Origin of the sequence: Streptomyces sp. NPDC086766, from assembly GCF_044746005.1 — a bacterium.
In the GTDB taxonomy this organism is placed as follows: domain Bacteria; phylum Actinomycetota; class Actinomycetes; order Streptomycetales; family Streptomycetaceae; genus Streptomyces.
In genome coordinates this window covers 378,560-396,037 of sequence record NZ_JBIVBI010000004.1, presented here as the reverse complement: position 1 = coordinate 396,037, position 17,478 = coordinate 378,560, and the positions used below count along the sequence as shown (strand labels likewise).

Annotated in this window: 14 protein-coding genes and 1 pseudogene; 8 read left to right on the top strand and 7 right to left on the bottom strand. The window is 71.1% G+C overall.

Annotated features, from left to right (window positions below; translation table 11 throughout):
• Nucleotides 1-143 precede the first annotated feature (143 nt).
• From ACIPM1_RS10120 to ACIPM1_RS10105, 4 genes are all read right to left on the bottom strand, one after another.
• Nucleotides 144-431 carry a metal-sensitive transcriptional regulator gene (locus tag ACIPM1_RS10120; RefSeq protein ID WP_356182975.1) on the bottom strand — a complete coding sequence of 96 codons (288 nt, stop codon included), beginning with the start codon at nt 429-431 and terminating at the stop codon, nt 144-146.
• A 91-nt stretch (nt 432-522) separates the two neighbouring features.
• Nucleotides 523-891 carry a thioredoxin gene (gene trxA, locus ACIPM1_RS10115; protein WP_402431535.1) on the bottom strand — a complete coding sequence of 123 codons (369 nt, stop codon included), beginning with the start codon at nt 889-891 and terminating at the stop codon, nt 523-525.
• Between the two features lie 132 nt (nt 892-1,023).
• Nucleotides 1,024-2,409, bottom strand: a complete 1,386-nt coding sequence (locus ACIPM1_RS10110; protein WP_402431532.1) for a rhodanese-like domain-containing protein — start codon at nt 2,407-2,409, stop codon at nt 1,024-1,026.
• Between the two features lie 124 nt (nt 2,410-2,533).
• A complete protein-coding gene (locus tag ACIPM1_RS10105) occupies nt 2,534-3,763 on the bottom strand; it encodes an FAD-dependent oxidoreductase (protein ID WP_402431529.1) in 1,230 nt (409 codons plus the stop codon).
• Nucleotides 3,764-4,079: 316 nt separating this feature from the next.
• Between ACIPM1_RS10105 and ACIPM1_RS10100 the strand changes: the two genes are divergently transcribed.
• The 3 genes from ACIPM1_RS10100 (at nt 4,080) to ACIPM1_RS10090 (ending at nt 7,615) form a co-directional block, all read left to right on the top strand.
• Nucleotides 4,080-5,513, top strand: a complete 1,434-nt coding sequence (locus ACIPM1_RS10100) for a DUF1254 domain-containing protein (protein WP_402431526.1) — start codon at nt 4,080-4,082, stop codon at nt 5,511-5,513.
• 227 nt (nt 5,514-5,740) lie between these two features.
• Entirely contained in the window at nt 5,741-7,156 is a 1,416-nt protein-coding gene (locus tag ACIPM1_RS10095) for a DEAD/DEAH box helicase (protein ID WP_402431523.1), read from the top strand.
• A gap of 216 nt (nt 7,157-7,372) precedes the next feature.
• Entirely contained in the window at nt 7,373-7,615 is a 243-nt protein-coding gene (locus ACIPM1_RS10090) for a DUF5302 domain-containing protein (RefSeq protein WP_402431520.1), read from the top strand.
• A gap of 93 nt (nt 7,616-7,708) precedes the next feature.
• Here ACIPM1_RS10090 and ACIPM1_RS10085 read toward each other — a convergent pair whose 3' ends face one another.
• Both ACIPM1_RS10085 and ACIPM1_RS10080 read right to left on the bottom strand, forming a co-directional pair.
• Entirely contained in the window at nt 7,709-10,342 is a 2,634-nt protein-coding gene (locus tag ACIPM1_RS10085; RefSeq protein ID WP_402431517.1) for a SpoIIE family protein phosphatase, read from the bottom strand.
• Between the two features lie 983 nt (nt 10,343-11,325).
• Entirely contained in the window at nt 11,326-11,532 is a 207-nt protein-coding gene (locus ACIPM1_RS10080) for a hypothetical protein (protein ID WP_356182889.1), read from the bottom strand.
• Between the two features lie 261 nt (nt 11,533-11,793).
• On the opposite strand from ACIPM1_RS10080, the gene ACIPM1_RS10075 reads away from it, so the two are divergent.
• Together ACIPM1_RS10075 and ACIPM1_RS10070 are read left to right on the top strand one after the other, a co-directional pair.
• Nucleotides 11,794-11,922 (top strand): hypothetical protein, encoded by a 129-nt coding sequence (locus tag ACIPM1_RS10075; RefSeq protein WP_402431513.1) that lies wholly within the window; start codon nt 11,794-11,796, stop codon nt 11,920-11,922.
• 182 nt (nt 11,923-12,104) lie between these two features.
• Nucleotides 12,105-12,334, top strand: a pseudogene (locus ACIPM1_RS10070) (transcriptional regulator); the annotation flags it as partial.
• 200 nt (nt 12,335-12,534) lie between these two features.
• Here ACIPM1_RS10070 and ACIPM1_RS10065 read toward each other — a convergent pair.
• Nucleotides 12,535-12,870: a hypothetical protein gene (locus ACIPM1_RS10065; RefSeq protein WP_402431510.1), complete on the bottom strand. Its 336-nt coding sequence runs from the start codon at nt 12,868-12,870 to the stop codon at nt 12,535-12,537.
• A 262-nt stretch (nt 12,871-13,132) separates the two neighbouring features.
• On the opposite strand from ACIPM1_RS10065, the gene ACIPM1_RS10060 reads away from it, so the two are divergent.
• The 3 genes from ACIPM1_RS10060 to ACIPM1_RS10050 all read left to right on the top strand — a co-directional run bounded on the left by ACIPM1_RS10060 (nt 13,133) and on the right by ACIPM1_RS10050 (nt 17,438).
• On the top strand, nt 13,133-13,885 hold the full coding sequence (locus ACIPM1_RS10060) for a thioesterase II family protein (protein ID WP_402431506.1): 753 nt from the start codon (nt 13,133-13,135) through the stop codon (nt 13,883-13,885).
• A 989-nt stretch (nt 13,886-14,874) separates the two neighbouring features.
• A complete protein-coding gene (locus ACIPM1_RS10055) occupies nt 14,875-15,999 on the top strand; it encodes a cytochrome P450 (RefSeq protein WP_402431503.1) in 1,125 nt (374 codons plus the stop codon).
• 89 nt (nt 16,000-16,088) lie between these two features.
• Entirely contained in the window at nt 16,089-17,438 is a 1,350-nt protein-coding gene (locus tag ACIPM1_RS10050; protein ID WP_402431500.1) for a serine hydrolase domain-containing protein, read from the top strand.
• The last annotated feature ends 40 nt before the right edge of the window (nt 17,439-17,478 follow it).

Sequence of the window (17,478 nt, the reverse complement as noted above, 5' to 3'; positions counted from 1 at the left end):
TTCACGGGCTTCGGTGACGCGTGGTGCTGGGGTTCGGTCCGGTGAGTACGGAGCCGGCGTCCGTACCGAACCCGGGGCGCCGGGACGGGATGGAGCACAGGGCGCCGGGGCTCAGGGCCGGCCGGTGGCGTGTCCCGCGGTGTTCACGCCAGGGACAGGAAGAGCCTCTCCAGCCGGGTGCGGATCTGCTCGGTGTCCTCCCCGGCCCTCGGGACGGCGTCGACACCGGTCACGCACTGCTGCAGGCCGGTGGCGATGATGGCGAAGCCGGCGCGGTCCAGGGCGCGGGACGCGGCGGCGAGTTGCGTGACGACGTCCTCGCAGTCGCGCCCCTCCTCGATCATCCTGATCACGCCGGAGATCTGACCCTGCGCGCGGCGCAGCCGGTTCAGCACGGACGTGAGGTCCGCACCCTCGAGATCCAGTTCCACGATCACTCCTTGCAGGAAAGCGGGAAGAAATACCCCCGGGTCGCTCGATGTTCCGGTCCGGAGCCGGTCGCGGCCGAGCCCCGGCGCGCGCTCAGTGGCTGTCTGCCGTGTCCGCGGTCGTACGCCGCACCGCGTCCATGTCGACGGCACGGATCTTGGCGATCAGTTCCTCCAGGCCCTGCGCGGGCAGGGCTCCCGGCCGGGCGTACAGGACCGTTCGGTCGCGGACGGCCATCAGGGTCGGGATGGAGGAGATCTGGAAGGTCGCGGCCAGTTCCGGCTGGGCCTCGGTGTCCACCTTGCCGAACACGATGTCGGGGTGGCGCTCGGCGGCCTTCTCGAATACGGGGGCGAACATGCGGCAGGGTCCGCACCACGCCGCCCAGAAGTCGATCAGAACGATGTCGGAGCCGGTGACGGTCTCCTCGAAGTTGTCCTTGGTCAGTTCGACGGTGCTCATGCCCTCTGCTTTCTCTCGTATACCCGCCGGGGTATACGGTCCAACCGGTTCGGCGGCGCTTTTGTTCCGCGGGCTCACCGGTTGTTCCGCGGGCTCACCGGCGCACGGCGCGCACGGCCGGGGCCGGCCCGATCAGCCGCAGGTGGCTGCGGGCCGGGCCGACCAGGCGGCGTAGCCGCCGAGCAGATCGGAGACGTCCGCCCGCCCCTTGTGCCGGAGCAGGCTCGCGGCGATGGAGGAGCGGTGGCCGCCGGCGCAGTGCACGACCAGGGGCCGGCCGGCGGGGATCTCGTCGATGCGGCGGGCGAGTTCGGCCAGCGGGATGTGCAGGGAGCCGTCGATGAATCCCGCTTCGCGTTCGCCGGTGTTGCGCACGTCCAGGACCAGCGGGGGCTCGTCGCTCTCCAGCAGTCGGCGCAGTTCGTCCACGGTCAGGCGGCTCGCCGGCAGCATGTCGTCGGCCAGGGTGAGGAACGCGCCCTCGGGCTCGCGCAGGTAACCCCCCACCTTGTCGAAGCCGATCCGGGCCAGCCGGGTGACGATCTCCTCCTCGCGGTCCTGCGGCGCGACGACCACGACCTCCGCATCGGGGCCGACGACCATGCCGGCCTGCTCGGCGAAGCGGCCGTCGGCGGGCACGTTGACCGAGCCGCGCAGGTGCCCGGCGGCGAACTCCTGCGGGTCGCGGGCGTCGACGACGACCGCGTCGGCGGCCCGCCGTTGCCCGAACTCCCCGGCCGACAGGGGCCGTACGGCGACGCCCGCGTCGAACAGGCCGTGCTCCTTGCGGTTGAGCACCGCGTCGTAGGCGAAGTAGGCGGGCGCGGAGGGCTGTCCGGCGGTCACCAGGGCGACGAACTGCTCCTCGCTCATCGGCCGGCAGGCGTAGTTGGTGGCGCGCTGCTCGCCGATGGTGGACTGCCGCTGGGTGGAGAGGTTCTTGCCGCAGGCCGATCCGGCGCCGTGCGCGGGGAAGACCCGTACCTCGTCGGGCAGGGCCATCAGCTTGTGCTGGACGCTGTCGTACAGCATCCGGCCGAGTTCGTCGGCGGTCGCGCCGAGCGAGGCCAGCAGGTCGGGGCGTCCCACGTCGCCGATGAACAGCGCGTCGCCCGTGAGCACGCCGTAGGGGACGGCGTCGTCCGCGTGCTCGTACACGAGGACGCTGATCGACTCGGGGGTGTGGCCGGGCGTCTCGAGGATCTGCAGGGTGACCCCGCCCAGGCTGATCCGCTCGCCGTCGCTCAGCTTCCGGATGGGGTACTCGGCCTCGGCTCGGCGCCCGTAGCCGATCCAGGCGCCGGTGCGGTCCGCCATCTCCAGGTGGCCGGCCAGGAAGTCGGCGTGGAAGTGGGTGTTGATGACGCCCTGGATGGTGAAACCGTGGGCGTCCGCGTCGGCGAGGTACTCGGAGATGTCGCGGCGGGGGTCGACGACGACGGCCCGTCCCGTGGTCTCGTCGGCGATCATGTAGGACGCCTGGGAGAGGCAGTCCAGGTAGTACTGGGCGAAGAACATGGGGTGGGCCTCCGGTCGGGCAGGAAGGGCTGGTGTGTCGCGTCGCGGGAGAGAGGTGCGGGCATCCCGTCCACGCGGGTGGGCGGAGGGCCGGCCCGGGTCGGGGGAAGCCCGGGCCGGCCGGTCAGAGGCGGCCGGTGAGCATGCCGTGCCAGTACACCGGCGGCAGCACGTACCGCTTGAACACCCACATGTCGCGTCGTGCCTTGAAGGTGTCGATCAGCGGGAAGGTGGGCGCGGGCTTGAGGTCGTAGTCGAACTCGGCGAGCAGCATCCGGTCCCGGGCGGTCACCAGCGGACAGGAGGTGTAGCCGTCGTACCGCCGCGTCGGGGTCCGGCCGTTCATCACGTCGAGCAGGTTGCCGGCCACGACCGGTGCCTGCTTGCGCACCGCCGCGCCGGTCTTGGAGGTCGGCAGGTTCGCCACGTCGCCCAGCGCGAAGACCTCGGGGTACCGCGGGTGCTGCAGCGTGTGCTTGTCCGCGGCGACGAATCCCAGGGGGCTGGCCGGATCGGCGAGGGGGCTCGCCTTCACCCAGTCGGGCGCGCTCTGCGGCGGCACCGCGTGCAGCAGGTCGTAAGGGACGGTCTCCCGCGTGCCGTTCGCGTGGTCGGTGAGAACGACCTCACGGCGCTCGCCGTCCACGGCGGTCATCTCGGAACGCAGCCGCACCTCGATGCCGTACCCGTCGGCCACCCGCTCCAGGGTGCGGTTCCACTCGGGCACCTTGAACAGGGCGGCGTCGGGGATGACGAGAATGATCCGGATCCGGTCGAGGACCTTGTGCCTGCGCCAGTAGTCGGCGGCCAGGTACGCGATCTTCTGCGGGGCGCCGCCGCACTTGAGAGGCGTGGCCGGGTGCGTGAAGATCGCGGTGCCCGAGCGCATGCCCTTGATCAGCTCCCAGGTGCGCGGGGCGTACTCGGGTGCGTAGTTGCTGCTCACCCGGTCGTGCCCCACCGCCTCGGCGAGGCCGGGCACCGCTCCCCAGTCCAGCTGCAGCCCGGGGGCCATCACGAGGTGCTCGTAGGCGAGCTCGTCGCCGCCGGAGAGCTGGACGGTACGGGCCTCGGGGTCGACGCCCAGGGCGTGCCGGCGTATCCAGCGCACCCCGTCGGGGATGACGGAGGCCTCGGCGCGGCGGGTGCTGCGCAGGGTGGCCTGACCGCCGCCGACCAGGGTCCACAGCGGCTGGTACCAGTGCGAGTCGGACGGTTCGACGAGGGTGATGTCGGTGACGCCGGCGCGGCGCAGGCGTGCCGAGACGCTGATCCCGGCGCTTCCGCCGCCGATCACGACGACGCGGTGGCGCCCGGCGATCGTCTCGTTACCGGGTGGGGGGCTGGCGACCATGCTGGAAGTCCTTTCCGTCTGGCCCTGTATCCGGGGAGGCCGGGTCCGCGACCGTTCGTTGCCTCCTCAAATACCCCGGGGGGTTTCTTGTGAAGAGAGTACGGCGGCTTCGTGAAGGGGGTCAAATACCCGGTGGGGTATTTGACTGGGAGGTAAAAAGTCCGACTTAGCCGGGCCGGTCGGCCTCGGAGCCGGGCGGCCGAAGCCCCTCCGACGGCCTAGGTGCGGTGGTGGTCTGCGACAGGCAGGGCCCATGGTCGAGAGGACGCCCACCGGAACGCCGTTCTCAACGAACGACCCCATGAGGAGGAACGCGGTGCCTCACGTGAGCGACGCGCCCAGCCCGGGCACATCGGCCGAGACCCTCGCGTCGATCAGCGTGCCGGGCCGGTTGGAGACGGTCTTCGGCGCGATGGACTTCTTCGACGGCCTGCCCCTGCCCGACACGGTCACCCGCAGCTATGACGCACTCGACCTGCTGCGTGGGATCGAGGTCTTCCTCAACTGCCTGCCCGGCGCCACGATGGTGGCGATGCGGCGCGGGCTGCGGAGCCTCGGTATCGACTCCCACACGATCGGCTACACGGCCCCGCGGTGCAGCTCGGCGCCCTTGACGCTCACGGCGAACACCGAAACCACGTACGGGTTGGCCTTCCTGGCGCTCGATCAGGACGGCCCGACCGTGATCGAGGTGCCGGAGGGCTCGCTGAGTGTCGTCGACGACCTCTGGCAGCGCTACGTCGCCGACATGGGGATCGCCGGACCCGACGAGGGCAAGGGAGGCAAGTACCTCTTCCTGCCCCCCGGCTACCACGGCGACGTCCCGGACGGCTACTTCGTCTCGCGGTCGCCGACCTTCTCCTGCTGGGCGGCGCTCCGCGTGCTGGGGGGTGTCGAGAGCCTGCTCAAGACACGGGTGTACCCGCTCTCGGCCACGGCCGATCCGCCGGAGCAGCGCTTCGTCAACTTCGCCGACGCGGACTTGAACATGATCCCCGCGAACGACTTCTCGTTCTTCGAGGAGGTCGACGAGATCGTTCAGGAGGAGCCGCCCGAGGCGCTCGACCCCGAGCGCGCGGGCCAGCTCGCCGCGATCGGCATCGTGCCCGGCAAGCCCTTCCGGCCGGACGGCCGTATGCGCTCGATCCTCGACACCGCCGCGCGGGTCGGGTCCGGCCTCGTCCGGACGCCGACCTACAAACCGCGCGATCCGGGCTTCTACTACTACCCGGGCAGCTCGTGGAAGAACATGTTCCCCTCGGGCAGCCACGAGTTCCTCACGCCGCAGGGTGCACGTCAGCTCGACGCGCGCGCCGTGTTCCACCACGGGGCGATCGTGATCACGCCGGCGATGGCGACGGCGGTCGTCGGGGCCGGTTCGCAGTACGCCTACACGGCAGAGGACTCCACCGGCGCCTGGCTCGACGGCGAAAAGAGCTACACGCTCACCCTTCCCGAGGACATCCCGGCGAAGAACTTCTGGGCCGTCGACGTCTACGACCCCCAGACCCGGTCGCTGCTGCGGACCGACAACCTCTACCCGGGCGTGAACAGCCTCTCGAACGCCGTGCAGGCCGAGGGCAACGGTGACACCGTCATCCACTTCGGCCCGACCGCGCCGCAGGGCAGGGAGGCGAACTGGATCCAGACGGTCCCCGGCAAGGGATGGTTCGTCGTCCTGCGGCTCTACGGTCCGCTCGAAAGCTGGTTCGACAAGAGCTGGCGGCCGGGCGAGATCGAACCGGCGTGACCTGGGGCTCCGGACCAGGTATGCCGGAAGGACTGTCGGGCCGCATTGGGTCATCGACGCGGGAGGGGCTGCGATCGGTGTCCCGGGCGCGATCCATGCCTCGTGTTACTGTCATGCGTTTGCGTGGTCGTCGCGGTGGGCGATTCTGCCTGTTCGGTTCCGCTTGTGCGTGGGCTGTTCGATCCTGCCGGGCCTTCCTCGGTACGTTCCCCTGCGGAAGGCTGTTCATGAACCATCCCGATGACTCCAACATCGCCCACGGCGGTCCCGCCCGGCCCGAGGCCACGGCCCCGGCGCTGTCCCCGGCCGTCTCCTTCGCCGGTCTGGGACTGCCGGTGGAGGTGCTGCGGACCCTGAGCGGGCTCGGGGTGCGCGAACCCTTTCCGATCCAGGCCGCCACCCTGCCCGATGCCCTGCAGGGGCGCGACGTCCTGGGACGCGGGCGCACCGGATCGGGCAAGACGCTCGCCTTCGGCCTTCCGCTGCTCACGCGTACGGCCGGGCGGCGCGCCGAACCGAAGCAGCCCCTCGCGCTCATCCTTGTGCCCACCCGGGAGCTGGCCCAGCAGGTCAGCCAGGCGCTGGCTCCCTACGCCGAAGCACTGCGGCTGCGGATGGCCACGGTCGTCGGCGGCATGTCGATCGGCCGGCAGGTCGCCGAGCTGCGCCAGGGAGCCGAGGTGGTCGTCGCCACCCCCGGACGCCTGCACGACCTGATCGAGCGCAAGGCCTGCCGCCTGGGACGGGTGAGGATCACCGTGCTCGACGAGGCCGACCAGATGTGCGACCTGGGGTTCCTGCCGCAGGTCGTCGACGCCCTCGACCAGGTGCACCCCGACGGCCAGCGGCTGCTGTTCTCGGCCACCCTGGATCGCGACGTCGATCAGCTGGTCCGCCGCTACCTGCACGACCCGGTGGTCCACTCGGTCGACCCGTCCGCGGGCACGGTCACGACGATGGAGCACCACGTACTGGTCGTCCACGGCCCTGACCGCTACGCCGTCACCACGGAGATCGCGGCCCGCGACGGCCGCGTACTGCTGTTCCTCGACACCAAGCACGCCGTCGACCAGCTCACCCGGCATCTGCGGGCCAGCGGGGTGCACGCCGGGGCCCTGCACAGCGGCAAGTCCCAGCCCCAGCGCACACGGACCCTGGCGCAGTTCAGGGAAGGCCGGATCACCGTTCTGGTGGCGACCGATGTCGCGGCCCGTGGCCTGCACGTCGACGACCTCGATCTCGTGGTCAACGTCGACCCACCCACCGACCCCAAGGACTATGTGCACCGGGCGGGCCGCACCGCCCGCGCCGGTGAGTCCGGCAGCGTGGTCACGCTCGTGATGCCGGGCCGGCGCCGTGAGACGAGCCTGATGATGGCCGGGGCCGGCATCGAGCCGACCGTCACCAAGGTGCGCTCGGGCGAGGCGGAGCTGAGCCGGATCACCGGCGCCAAGACTCCTTCCGGCATCCCGCTCGACGGCGGGCCCGCCGCCCCCCGGCCCAAGAACACCAACGCTCCCTTCCGCGGCCTCGGCACCAGCAAGGACACCTCCCGCGGCGCCGGCGGCAAGTCCCGGAAGGCCGGCGAGGCCCGCAAGCTCGCCGAGGCCCGCAAGGCCGCCCTCGTGCGTCGCAACGGCTGAGAGGCGTCGCCCGGCAGGGAACGTCCCGGCCACGGGATCGACGACCCTCGGCCCGGCCCGAAGCCGTCCTGCGCGCCGCACGTACGAAGCGAACGCCACGCCCTTGACCGCGAGAGGGACACCCGCCGAAACGGAGCAGGATGATGATGTAGGCGCCCCGCACCGCGACCGGCATGACAAGCTGTGCTTGCCCACCCCCGAACCCAGGAGGTCACCATGACCGCAGAGCCCGCATCCACGGAAGGTTCGGAGCCGGCCGCCCCCGAGACGTCCCCTGTGGCGCCGGACGGCGACGGCAACTACGACCTCAAGCGCAAGTTCCGCGAAGCCCTGGCGCGCAAGCGGGGTGCGCAGGCGGACGCCGCCGATGTTGCCGCCAACCCCGATGCGTCGAAAGTGCGTGCGGCGCACGGTCCGGCTGCGAGCCAGCGGTCGTTCCGGCGCAAGAGCGGCGGCTGAGTCGATCAGTCCCGCGATCCGGCCGCCGGCCAGGACGTTCGGCCGCCGGCGTCGCGCGGTGGCCAGGACGTGGTCGTCCGCGGGCGGCGCGGGTCAGCCGCCGAGCGTCCCCGGTGTCGCCTGCTCCGCCCAGATGACCTTGCCGTCCTTGGTGTAGCGCGTGCCCCAGCGCTCGGCGAGCTGGGCCACGAGGAAGAGGCCCCGTCCACCCTCGTCCGTACTGGCCGCATAGCGAAGGTGCGGCGATGTGCTGCTGTGGTCGTAGACCTCGCAGATGAGCGCACGATCGCGGATCAACCGCGCCTTGATGGGGCCTGTGGCATGGCGCATGGCGTTGGTGATCAGTTCGCTGCAGATCAGCTCCGTGGTGTCGACGAGGTCCTCCAGCTCCCACTCCATGAGCCGGGCGGAGACGGCGGCGCGTACGCGGCGAACGGCGGCAGGGTCGCACTCCACGTCCCACTCGGCGACCTGCCCGGGCCCCAGCACCCGCGTACGGGCGACGAGCAGAGCGATGTCGTCGCTCTGGAGCTCGGGGAGCAGGGCGTCGAGCACGGCGTCACAGGTCTCCTCGGGCGACTGGTCCGCGCGCGCCAGCGTCTCGCGGAGCAGCCGGAGCCCGGTGTCGACGTCCAGGTCGCGGCGCTCGACGAGGCCGTCGGTGAACAGGACGAGTCTGCTGCCCTCGGGCAGACGCAACTCGGCGCACTCGAAGGGCAGTCCGCCGATGCCGAGGGGAAGGCAGGACGGCACGTCCAGGAACTCCACCGTCCCGTCGGGGTGTACGAGCGCGGGCGCCAGGTGGCCGGCGCTGGCGACGGCACAGTCGCCGGACACGGAGTCGTAGACCGCGTACAGGCAGGTGGCGCCGGTGACGGTGGTCCTGTCGCCGGCCGCGATCGCGTCCTGGTCGATAAGCGCGACCAACTCGTCGAGGTGGCTGAGGAGTTCGTCGGGCGGAAGGTCCAAGGGGGTGGAGAAGTTGTGCACGGCGGTGCGCAGCTGCCCCATGGTGGCCGCGGCGTGCAGTCCGTGCCCGACGATGTCGCCCATGACCAGCGCCACCCTGGCGCCCGGCAACGGGATGACGTCGAACCAGTCGCCGCCGACCGCCTTCGCGGGAAGGTAGCGGGAGGCGACCTCGACGGCGTTCTGTTCGGGCAGCGCGCGGGGCAGCAGTCTGCGCTGCAGCGCCTCGGCCAGGCCGTGCTCGCGGGTGTAGCGGCGTGCGTTGTCGAGGGACACGGCGGCTCGGGTGGCGAGTTCGGCCGCGAGGGAGAGATCGTCCTGATCGAAGGGCTCGGGTCTCTCGGAGCGCCAGAAGTGGACCATGCCCAGCAGCACGCCGCGGGCGGACAGCGGCGCCGTGATGAGCGAATGGATCCCGTAGTCGATGATGCGGGAGCCCCGCGCGGGGTCTACCTCCTGCCATTCCGTGGAATCACGCAGATGAGGCACCAGGACCGCCAGGCCGCTCTCGACGGCGCGGGCCTGTGGCGATGACGGCGCGTAAGTCATCAGGTCGCCGACGGCGAACAAGGGAGCGTCGTCGCGGATGCCGCTGACGGCCGCGCGCTGCATCCGCTTGCTGCCGGTGCCCCTGCCGTTCATCCCCAGTTCCTCGTCGCGGAGCACCGACTCGGCCAGGTCGACGCTGACGTAGTCGGCGAAGCGCGGAACCGCGACCTGCGTCAGTTCTTCGGCCGTACGGGTCACATCGAGGGTGGTGCCGATGCCGCCGGTCGCGTCGTAGAGCAACTTCAGCCGCCACCGGACCAGCTCCACCCTCTTCGACGCCTCGCCGATCATCTCCATCACTTCGTCGGTGCCGACGTCCTCCTCTCCGGCCACCGCGGCGACCGCGAGCCGCGCGGAGGCGGCGCCCACCGATCCGGCGAGCTGGGCCTCCACGTGGTGGACCAGCTCCGGCGGCGCTTCGGCTGCCAGTGAGTCGGGTCTCCTCCCGGGGTAGGAGCGCAACGCCCGCTGGGCGCCCTCCCGCCCGAGGAAGCGCTCCAGCAGGGTCTGCAGCTGGTCGACCGTGGCACGGACCCGCCAGCGTCGCTCCCTGACAGGCTCTTCGAGGATCTCCACGAACTGCACCGCCTGCGCCCGCTCGGCGGCGTCCGGTCGGTCCGCGAGGGAGACCGCGACATACCCTCCGAAGTTCAGCAGGAGGCTCCAGAACATGGCATGGCTGATCGGATCCATTCCCGCCACGCCCAACAGATGCTGTGGCCGGAGCAGCCCGATGCCGAGCGGGCCCTCCCGCAGGAACGAGGCGGACAGCAGCCCGGCATCGGCGAAGGTCGGCAGCACCAGGGTGTACGCCCACACGGTGAACCCCGCCACCAGGCCGACCAGTACGCCCCGGCGGGTACCGCCCTTCCAGAACAGGCCGCCCAGGATGGCGGGCGCGAACTGTGCCACGGCCGCGAACGACACCAGACCGATCGACACCAGTGCCGTCTGCTCGCCCGCCAGCCGGAAGTACGCGTACCCGAGCAGCAGGATCAGCACGATGGTCGCCCGGCGGATGCCCAGCACCAGACCGGCGAGGTTGTCCCGGTGCGCCAGCCGGGACTTGCTGCGCAGCAGCAGCGGCATGACGAGGGAGTTCGACACCATGGTGCTGAGCGCGATCGTCTCGACGATGACCATGCTGGTGGCCGCGCTGAGGCCGCCGATGAAGACGAGCAGTGCGAGTGCCTGCTGGCCTCCGGCCATCGGCAGGGTGAGCACATGGTGTCGGCGTCGACGGCCTTCCCGAACCGCAGGAGCCCGCCGGCCGCGATCGGGAGCACGAAGACGCTGATCGCGAGCAGGTACAGCGGGAACAGCCACATCGCCCGTTTGAGGTGTCTCTCGTCGACGTTCTCGACCACGCTGATCTGCCACTGCCGGGGCAGCAGCACGATCGCCAGCATGGACAGCACCACGAGCCACACCCACGTGCCGTAGCCGGTGTGCTCCCGCAGCGTGAACAGCATGGTGAAGCCGGCGTCCGAGGCCCGGGAGAACAGGTCGTGCAGCCCCCCGAACATCGAGAAGACCACGAAGAACCCGGCCGAGAGGAACGCCACGAGCTTGACCACGGACTCGAACGCGATGGCGGCGACCAAGCCCTCGTGGCGTTCCGTCGCGTCCAGGTGACGGGTGCCGAAGACGATGGTGAACGCGGCGAGCACCAGGGCCGCGTACAAGCCGGTGTCCTGCAGCAGCGGGATGTGGCTCGGCTCCGGGGCGGGGGTGACCTCGGGGTGGCGCCGAATGATCGCGAAGGTGAGGGAGACCGCCTTGAGCTGCAGCGAGATGTAGGGAACGACCCCCACCACGGCGATGATCGTCACCAGACAGCCCAGCGCGGTGCTCTTTCCGTAGCGGGCGGAGACGAAGTCGGCCAGCGAGGTGACCCGGTGCCGGTGGCTTATCCGGATGATTCTGCGCAGCACCAGCCAGCCCAGCGCCAGCATGAGCGTCGGCCCCAGGTAGATCGGCAGGAAGCCGACTCCGGCCCTGGCGGCCCAGCCCACGCTGCCGTAGTACGTCCACGAGGTGGCGTACACGCCGAAGGACAGCGCGTAGATCGTGGCGTTGTTGATGATGCTCCGACCGGAATCCGCCCGCCGGTCCCCGTAGAAGGCCACGGCGAAGAGCAGGCCGAGGTACCCGGCCGAGACAGCGACGATGAACCAGGTACGGAGCACGGCCTACCTCGATCTGCCGCCGATCACGGCGACCAGACCGATCACGATCGCCCAGACGAGAAACAGGTAGGCCGCGAGAACGGGGACGCCGAAGACCTGCCCCATGCGATCGAACCGCACCAGGAACGGCGGAACGATCAGCACGAAGCCCGCCGCCGCCACGGCCGTCAGGCGCAGACCGAGCTGCTCGTCGTCCCGCGACTCCGCCATGAGCCGCCTCCGCATCCTCGATGTCGAGCCTTGTGGCGTACGCCAGAATTCGACCGAAGCCACGCCGCGGCGTCGACCGGCGCCGCGGTGCCGCACACTCTGCTCAGTTCAACACGACGCCGAGACGCCCGCTACCTCGCCGACCACCCCGCCCACTACCTGCTGGGGTCCCCACCCGCCACCGCCGGCGCCAGGCGCGGAGCCCGCTGCGCCGATCGTCACGGGGGGCCTCGAAGGCAGTTGCGTACCCTGACCCCGGTCATGGGCGAAGGGCCGGTCGGGGGAGTGATCACTGCCCCCGAGCGTCCTCCCCGACGTCCGATGCAGACCGGCACCGTCACGCCGGGCATCCGCGAGACCGACCTGGAGGAGGTCGTGGCGGATTCGTAGAGCGTGATGGGTGACGCGTTGCGGGCGTCGAGTTGGCGGATTTCCCGGACGGAGCCGGAGGGGTACGGAGACAAGGGCGGAAAGGGGTGCCGGGCCCCGGCGGGTCACGGAGGTGAGCCGGGCCGCGGCCGCTCCCCGTCAGCGGGGACCGACGGAGGAACGGGATAGGTCCAGCATCGTCCGGGATCACCGAACGCGCCGTGCAGTTGATCGTCGCCGACCTCGAAGCGGCCGGATACCTCACCCGCACGCGCGTCGGCCGCCGCAACCGCTACTCCATCGACACCACCGTCGCTCTACGCCATCCCGCGGAGGCCCCCCGGTCGGTGACCTGCTGGCCGCCTTCCTGCACCGCGAAGACACCCCGGAGACCGAGCAGGGGCACGCCGTCTCGCACACGGCGTCGCCGTAGGCCATGAAACCCGGCGGGCGATTCAGTGCGGAGGGCAGGGCGCGGCCAAGGGCGTCCAGGGCACTGGTGGGGCGGCGTGGATGAGCGGACCGCCGCGGATGGCGGCCGCCTCACCGTGCACGCATCCAGCCCGGCCGGGCCGGTGCGCGAGACCACCGGTGACGAGCAGCCATGGGTGACGGCGACGTCGAGCAGGCCCTTCACCGGCCCAGTCGTCCGTTGTGGTGGGCGGGGCGGTGACAGATGGCCGGCCTGTAGGCGATGCCGCTGCGGGCCACTCGTGGAAGCGCCCGCCCCAGTACGGCTCGGGCTGCCGTTCCGTCCGGGCGGGGTGCCGTGGCGCGCGGTGGCAGCGACGGCATGACGGCGATCAGCAGGAGCGGCCCGCCGCGTGCGGCGGCGAGCCGGGCAGCGGCGCCGACCACGGAGGCGTCGTCGAGACGGTCGGTCAGCACCGCGGCCACCGGGAAGCGGAAGCGGTCGGGGTCATGGGCAGCGGCTTCGGCGGGGACGGCCCGCGGGCGAGGGGACTGCATGATCGTCCCACCTCCCATGTGAGGAGAGGGGGGTATCGCCAGGGTCACCCTGCCCGGAAAATACGTCGATACTTACGTGAAAAATAATTCGCACGTTTTGCTGCGTCTGTCCTGCGGGACGGCGCTGCCGAACCGCTCGCATCCGGCTCGAGTCCCGTGAGGCACCCTCGACGGTCGCGCGCGGCCACCGTACGGTCGGCGATGGTCATACCGGGTCGGCCGGGCGCGCAACCCCGGCCACAGGGAAGGGCGGGGCACACCGATGGAGGGTGAAGACCCCTGGATCAGGGCTCTGCGCGGTGCCGTGCCACCCCGCGCGCGCGTGCTCTTCTTTCCGCACGCCGGTGGAGCCGCCTCGTTCTACGCGCCGTTCGCGCGGCGGTTTCCCGACGGGTACGCGGTCGCGGCCGTTCAGTACCCGGGGCGGCAGGAGCGCTTGGGCGAACCGCTCGTGGGGACTCTCGAAGGCCTCGCCGACGGGCTGATGCCGTCCCTGCGCCGCTGGGCGGCGGACCCCGTGCCGTTCGTGCTCGTCGGTCACAGCATGGGGGCGTCCGTCGCCTTCGAGTCGGTCCTCCGGCTCCAGCGCGACCGGTTGACGGCACATTGCTCTCTCGTCGTTTCCGGCCGGACGTCCCCGTCGGCACCACGCGAGATTCCGGCTCTCGACTCCGACCCGGAGATCCTCGACCACCTGGCCGGTCTCGGCGGCACCGCCTCCGAGATCGTCCGCAGCCCGGAACTCATGGACCTGCTCCTGCCGGTCATACGCAATGACTACCGGGCGGTCGCCCGGTACCGGCCGGTGCCCGACGCCGTGGTGGACACGCCCCTCCTCTGCCTGACGGGGGACCGGGACCCTCAGGTCGCGCCGGAGGAGGCCGCAGCCTGGAAGAGTCACACCACGGCCGGTTTCCGGCTGAAGGTGCTTCCCGGAGAACACTTCTTCCTGGCGGACCACCCGGACGCCGTGGTGCGGCTCCTTGCCGAGTGCGCCGACGCCGACGGGCGATGACGGCACGGCGCGCGTGGTTCACGGGGGGCTTGGAATACTGCGGCGGAACTTGTTGGCGTACGCCGGCGCGCGTGTGGTGGCCGTGAGCGCCGGCGTTTTCTCCCGTGCGCCGGGTCGTGTCACGTGCCTTGCGCCGGATCGTTCACCGTGCCGTGCGGCCGCCCACGGGACTCTCGCCGCTCGGCTTTTCGGCATGCCCCTGCCGAGTCCGGCCGGGAACCACGGGGGCGGGTGCCCATGCCTCCGAAGCGGAGGGCGCAGGTGGGAGGGGGCAGGACAACCCGCCGAGATCGAGGTCAAATTGGCTGTGGCGCAAAGGGTTTGAGTGGCGATCGGCGGGATACCCGCCGATCGCGGTGGGCTACTGACCGGCCATCTCCCCTTCGATTTCGGGGGGTTGCCAGATCATGACCCAGCGTGAAAACTGTGAGCGCAATCGCCCCGGAGGCATGGGATCGAAGCGCCGTCTCGGCACGCAGAGCGCTGAATCGACAGACAGGGGAGTCCTGCGCGGGTTGCTGCGCGGGGGAGTCGTTGGGGGTGTGGGGATGGCCGCTTGGTGTCCGAGACACGACGGCACCGGACTGTGGGCGTGCGTCTCCGCCGCCGCCCGGCGGACGTCCAGACCGTTCGGAAGCGCCGCCCTGCCGCACGGAACCCCTCCCGGCGTCTCATGAAAACCCCCGGGGGCCATCGCATGCGTGAAGGGAGAACGGGCGGGCATTTCCGAGTCGCAGTCGGCCCGGCCTGACCATCAGTCGCCTACCTGGCGCGGAGCGGGGGTGCCGCGCGGGCCCACACCCATTGACCATGCCCGCGACGGCTCCGGCCTCACACCCGCCAACCTGCAGCACCGTTGGCGCCCCACCTGCTGGGCCCCGTGCGTCCTCATTCAAGGAGAATCGGTGACAAGTACACGACTGTCCGGGACCGCATCACCCCTGGACGCGTTATCGGACCGGTGGCGGTCCTTGCGCGAGGCGGGCCCCGTGACCTACGACGAGGGGCAGGAGCAGTGGCGCGTCGTGGACCACCAGGGGGTCGCCACCGTACTCGCCGACCCGGCGACGTATTCCTCCGACCTCACGCCGATCGCCCCCACCCAGGAGGACTTCGAGACCTTCCGGCAGGGCAACTTCGTCGGCATGGATCCGCCGGAGCACCGCAAACTCCGCACCCTGGTGAGCCAGGCCTTCACCCCGAGGGTGGTCCACGGGCTCGAACCGCGCATCGAGGCCGTGTGCGCGGGCCTGCTCGACGGTGTCGCCGACCGTGACCGGTTCGACCTGGTCGACACCCTCGCCTACCCGCTGCCGATCATCGTGATCGCCGAACTCCTCGGTGTCCCTGCCGACGACCACAGACTCTTCCAGGAGTGGGCCAGCACCCTCTTCGGTGGCGACCAGCTCGGTGACAGCCTCGACATGGCCGACCTGGAACGCGCGCTGGAGGCCATCGCCCCGACCGTGCGCGAGATGAACGGCTACGTACTGGACCACATCCGGCACCGCCGTGCCCACCCCGGGGACGACCTCACGAGCAGACTCCTGTCCGCAGAGGTGGACGGAACGCGCCTGGCGGACGAAGAGATCGTCGGATTCGTCGCCCTGCTGCTGGTCGCTGGGCACATCACCACCACCGCACTGCTCGGCAGCGCCGTGGTCACCTTCGACCGGCATCCCGGAACCCTCGCCGCGCTGCGCGACGACCCCGGCCGGCTGCCCTCCGCCGTCGAAGAAGTACTGCGCTGGCTGCCGCCCTTCCCCGAGCTGGGACGGCGCACCACCCGACCGGTGGTGCTCGGCGGCCACGAGATCCCTGCCGACACCCTCCTGATGGTGCATCTGGGCGCCGCCAACCGCGATCCCTCCCGCTTCGCCGATCCGGACGTCTTCGACGTGGCCCGCAGCCCCAACCCCCATCTGACCTTCGGCCACGGCATCCACTTCTGCTTCGGCGCGCCACTGGCCCGGCTGGAAGCACGGATCGCGCTGCACATGCTGATGGAACGTTTTCCCACCCTCGCGATCCCCTCCTACGACGACATCACCTACCAGAACCCCGCCGTCATCGTCGGCGTACGCCACCTGCCGATCGCCGTCACCAGGCCCTGACACGTCGACGTGCGCAGGCCCCCCACCGCTCACCCGCCGGCCGGCCGCGTCACCTCCCCACAACCGCTCTCACCAGGAGTCCCCTGCTCATGCCCTTCCCCACCGCCGCTCCGGCCGCAGACCGGGCGCCGTCTCCGCTGTGCCAGGAGGTGCAGCGCCGTCTCGACTTCCTCGCACGTGCCCACCGTGTGCCCGGTGCCCAACTGGCCGTCCACACCGGCACGCACACCCTGAGCGTGCACACCGGCACGGCCGACGCCGCGACGGGAGCTCCCTTCACCGCCGGCACGGCCGTACCCCTGGGCTCCGTCACCAAGATCGGCACAGCCGCCGCCGTGCTGCTCCTCGCCGACGACGGAGACCTCGACCTCGACGAACCCGCTGCCGAACTCCTGCCGGAACTGGGGCCGTTACCCGAGGTGTCCGTACGGCACCTACTCAGCCACACCGCCGGCCTGCCCACCGGACCCGACTCCGACAGCGCCGCCGGCACCACCGCCGCGCGCTACCTCTCGGAGGTCTGCACCGCGCGGAACGCCCTGTTCCCGCCGGGAACCGGCTTCTCCTACTCCAACGCCGGCTACGTCGCCGCCGGCCGGCTCGTGTCCGAAGTGACGGGCATGACCTGGCAGGAAGCGCTGCGCGCTCTCCTGCTCGAACCTCTGGGCATCGTCCCCGCCTTCCTCGGAGACGCCGCGCCCGTGCGGCCGCTCGCCACCGGCCACGCCCTCAACACGGCCACCGGCCTGGTGCGGCCCGCCCACCAGAACCTCGCCCCGGTGGAGGCCCCGGCCGGAGCCCTGCTGGCGAGCGCCGAGGACCTGGCGGCCCTGGGAAGGGCGGTCATCGGACGGTCCACCGTCCTGCCCGCGGCCGTCGCCGCCCTGATGCGGCGCCCGGAACCGGCCGCCCATCCGGGCGCCCTGGCGGACTCGTGGGGTCTGGGCCTCGCACTCTTCGAGCAGGACGGCCGCCTGTGGTGCGGCCACGACGGCAACGCCCAGGGCACCTCCTGCCACCTGCGGGCCGAGCCGGACAGCGGCGTCGTCGTCGCCTTCACCGGCAACGCCGGCGGCGCCACCGCCCTGTGGCGGGACCTCGCCGCCGACCTCGTGCGGCTCACCGGCATACGTGTGCCGACCGCACCGGCCCGAGCCCGCCGCGGTCCCGCCGTACCGCTGCCGGCGTGCGCGGGCACTTACCGCAACGGGAGCACCGAGTACGCGGTCAAACTCGACGGAGACGGGACGCCGACGCTGTCCGTGGACGGCGACTGCCCCATCCCGCTGGTGTGCTATCCGGACCTGTCCTGCGATCTGGTCGACCCGGCCACGGGCCGGCACGAGCCGGGTGGCCGTTTCCACCGCGACCCCGCCACCGGGACCATCGACCGCCTGCAGATGTCCGGACGCACCGCGCGCCGCATCGGCACCGTCTGACCGAGCCCCGCGTCACGCACCGTCCCGAACGCAAGGACCC

What these genes read in the sequence shown, in the direction of transcription:
- ACIPM1_RS10110 (WP_402431532.1), bottom strand. Translation starts at nt 2,409, where the DNA reads ATGTTCTTCGCCCAGTACTACCTGGACTGCCTCTCCCAGGCGTCCTAC.
- ACIPM1_RS10060 (WP_402431506.1), top strand. Translation starts at nt 13,133, where the DNA reads ATGGAGGGTGAAGACCCCTGGATCAGGGCTCTGCGCGGTGCCGTGCCA.
- ACIPM1_RS10085 (WP_402431517.1), bottom strand. Translation starts at nt 10,342, where the DNA reads ATGGCCGGAGGCCAGCAGGCACTCGCACTGCTCGTCTTCATCGGCGGC.
- ACIPM1_RS10075 (WP_402431513.1), top strand. Translation starts at nt 11,794, where the DNA reads ATGGGCGAAGGGCCGGTCGGGGGAGTGATCACTGCCCCCGAGCGTCCT.
- ACIPM1_RS10080 (WP_356182889.1), bottom strand. Translation starts at nt 11,532, where the DNA reads ATGGCGGAGTCGCGGGACGACGAGCAGCTCGGTCTGCGCCTGACGGCC.
- trxA (WP_402431535.1), bottom strand. Translation starts at nt 891, where the DNA reads ATGAGCACCGTCGAACTGACCAAGGACAACTTCGAGGAGACCGTCACC.
- ACIPM1_RS10095 (WP_402431523.1), top strand. Translation starts at nt 5,741, where the DNA reads ATGAACCATCCCGATGACTCCAACATCGCCCACGGCGGTCCCGCCCGG.
- ACIPM1_RS10050 (WP_402431500.1), top strand. Translation starts at nt 16,089, where the DNA reads ATGCCCTTCCCCACCGCCGCTCCGGCCGCAGACCGGGCGCCGTCTCCG.
- ACIPM1_RS10105 (WP_402431529.1), bottom strand. Translation starts at nt 3,763, where the DNA reads ATGGTCGCCAGCCCCCCACCCGGTAACGAGACGATCGCCGGGCGCCAC.
- ACIPM1_RS10090 (WP_402431520.1), top strand. Translation starts at nt 7,373, where the DNA reads ATGACCGCAGAGCCCGCATCCACGGAAGGTTCGGAGCCGGCCGCCCCC.
- ACIPM1_RS10065 (WP_402431510.1), bottom strand. Translation starts at nt 12,870, where the DNA reads ATGCAGTCCCCTCGCCCGCGGGCCGTCCCCGCCGAAGCCGCTGCCCAT.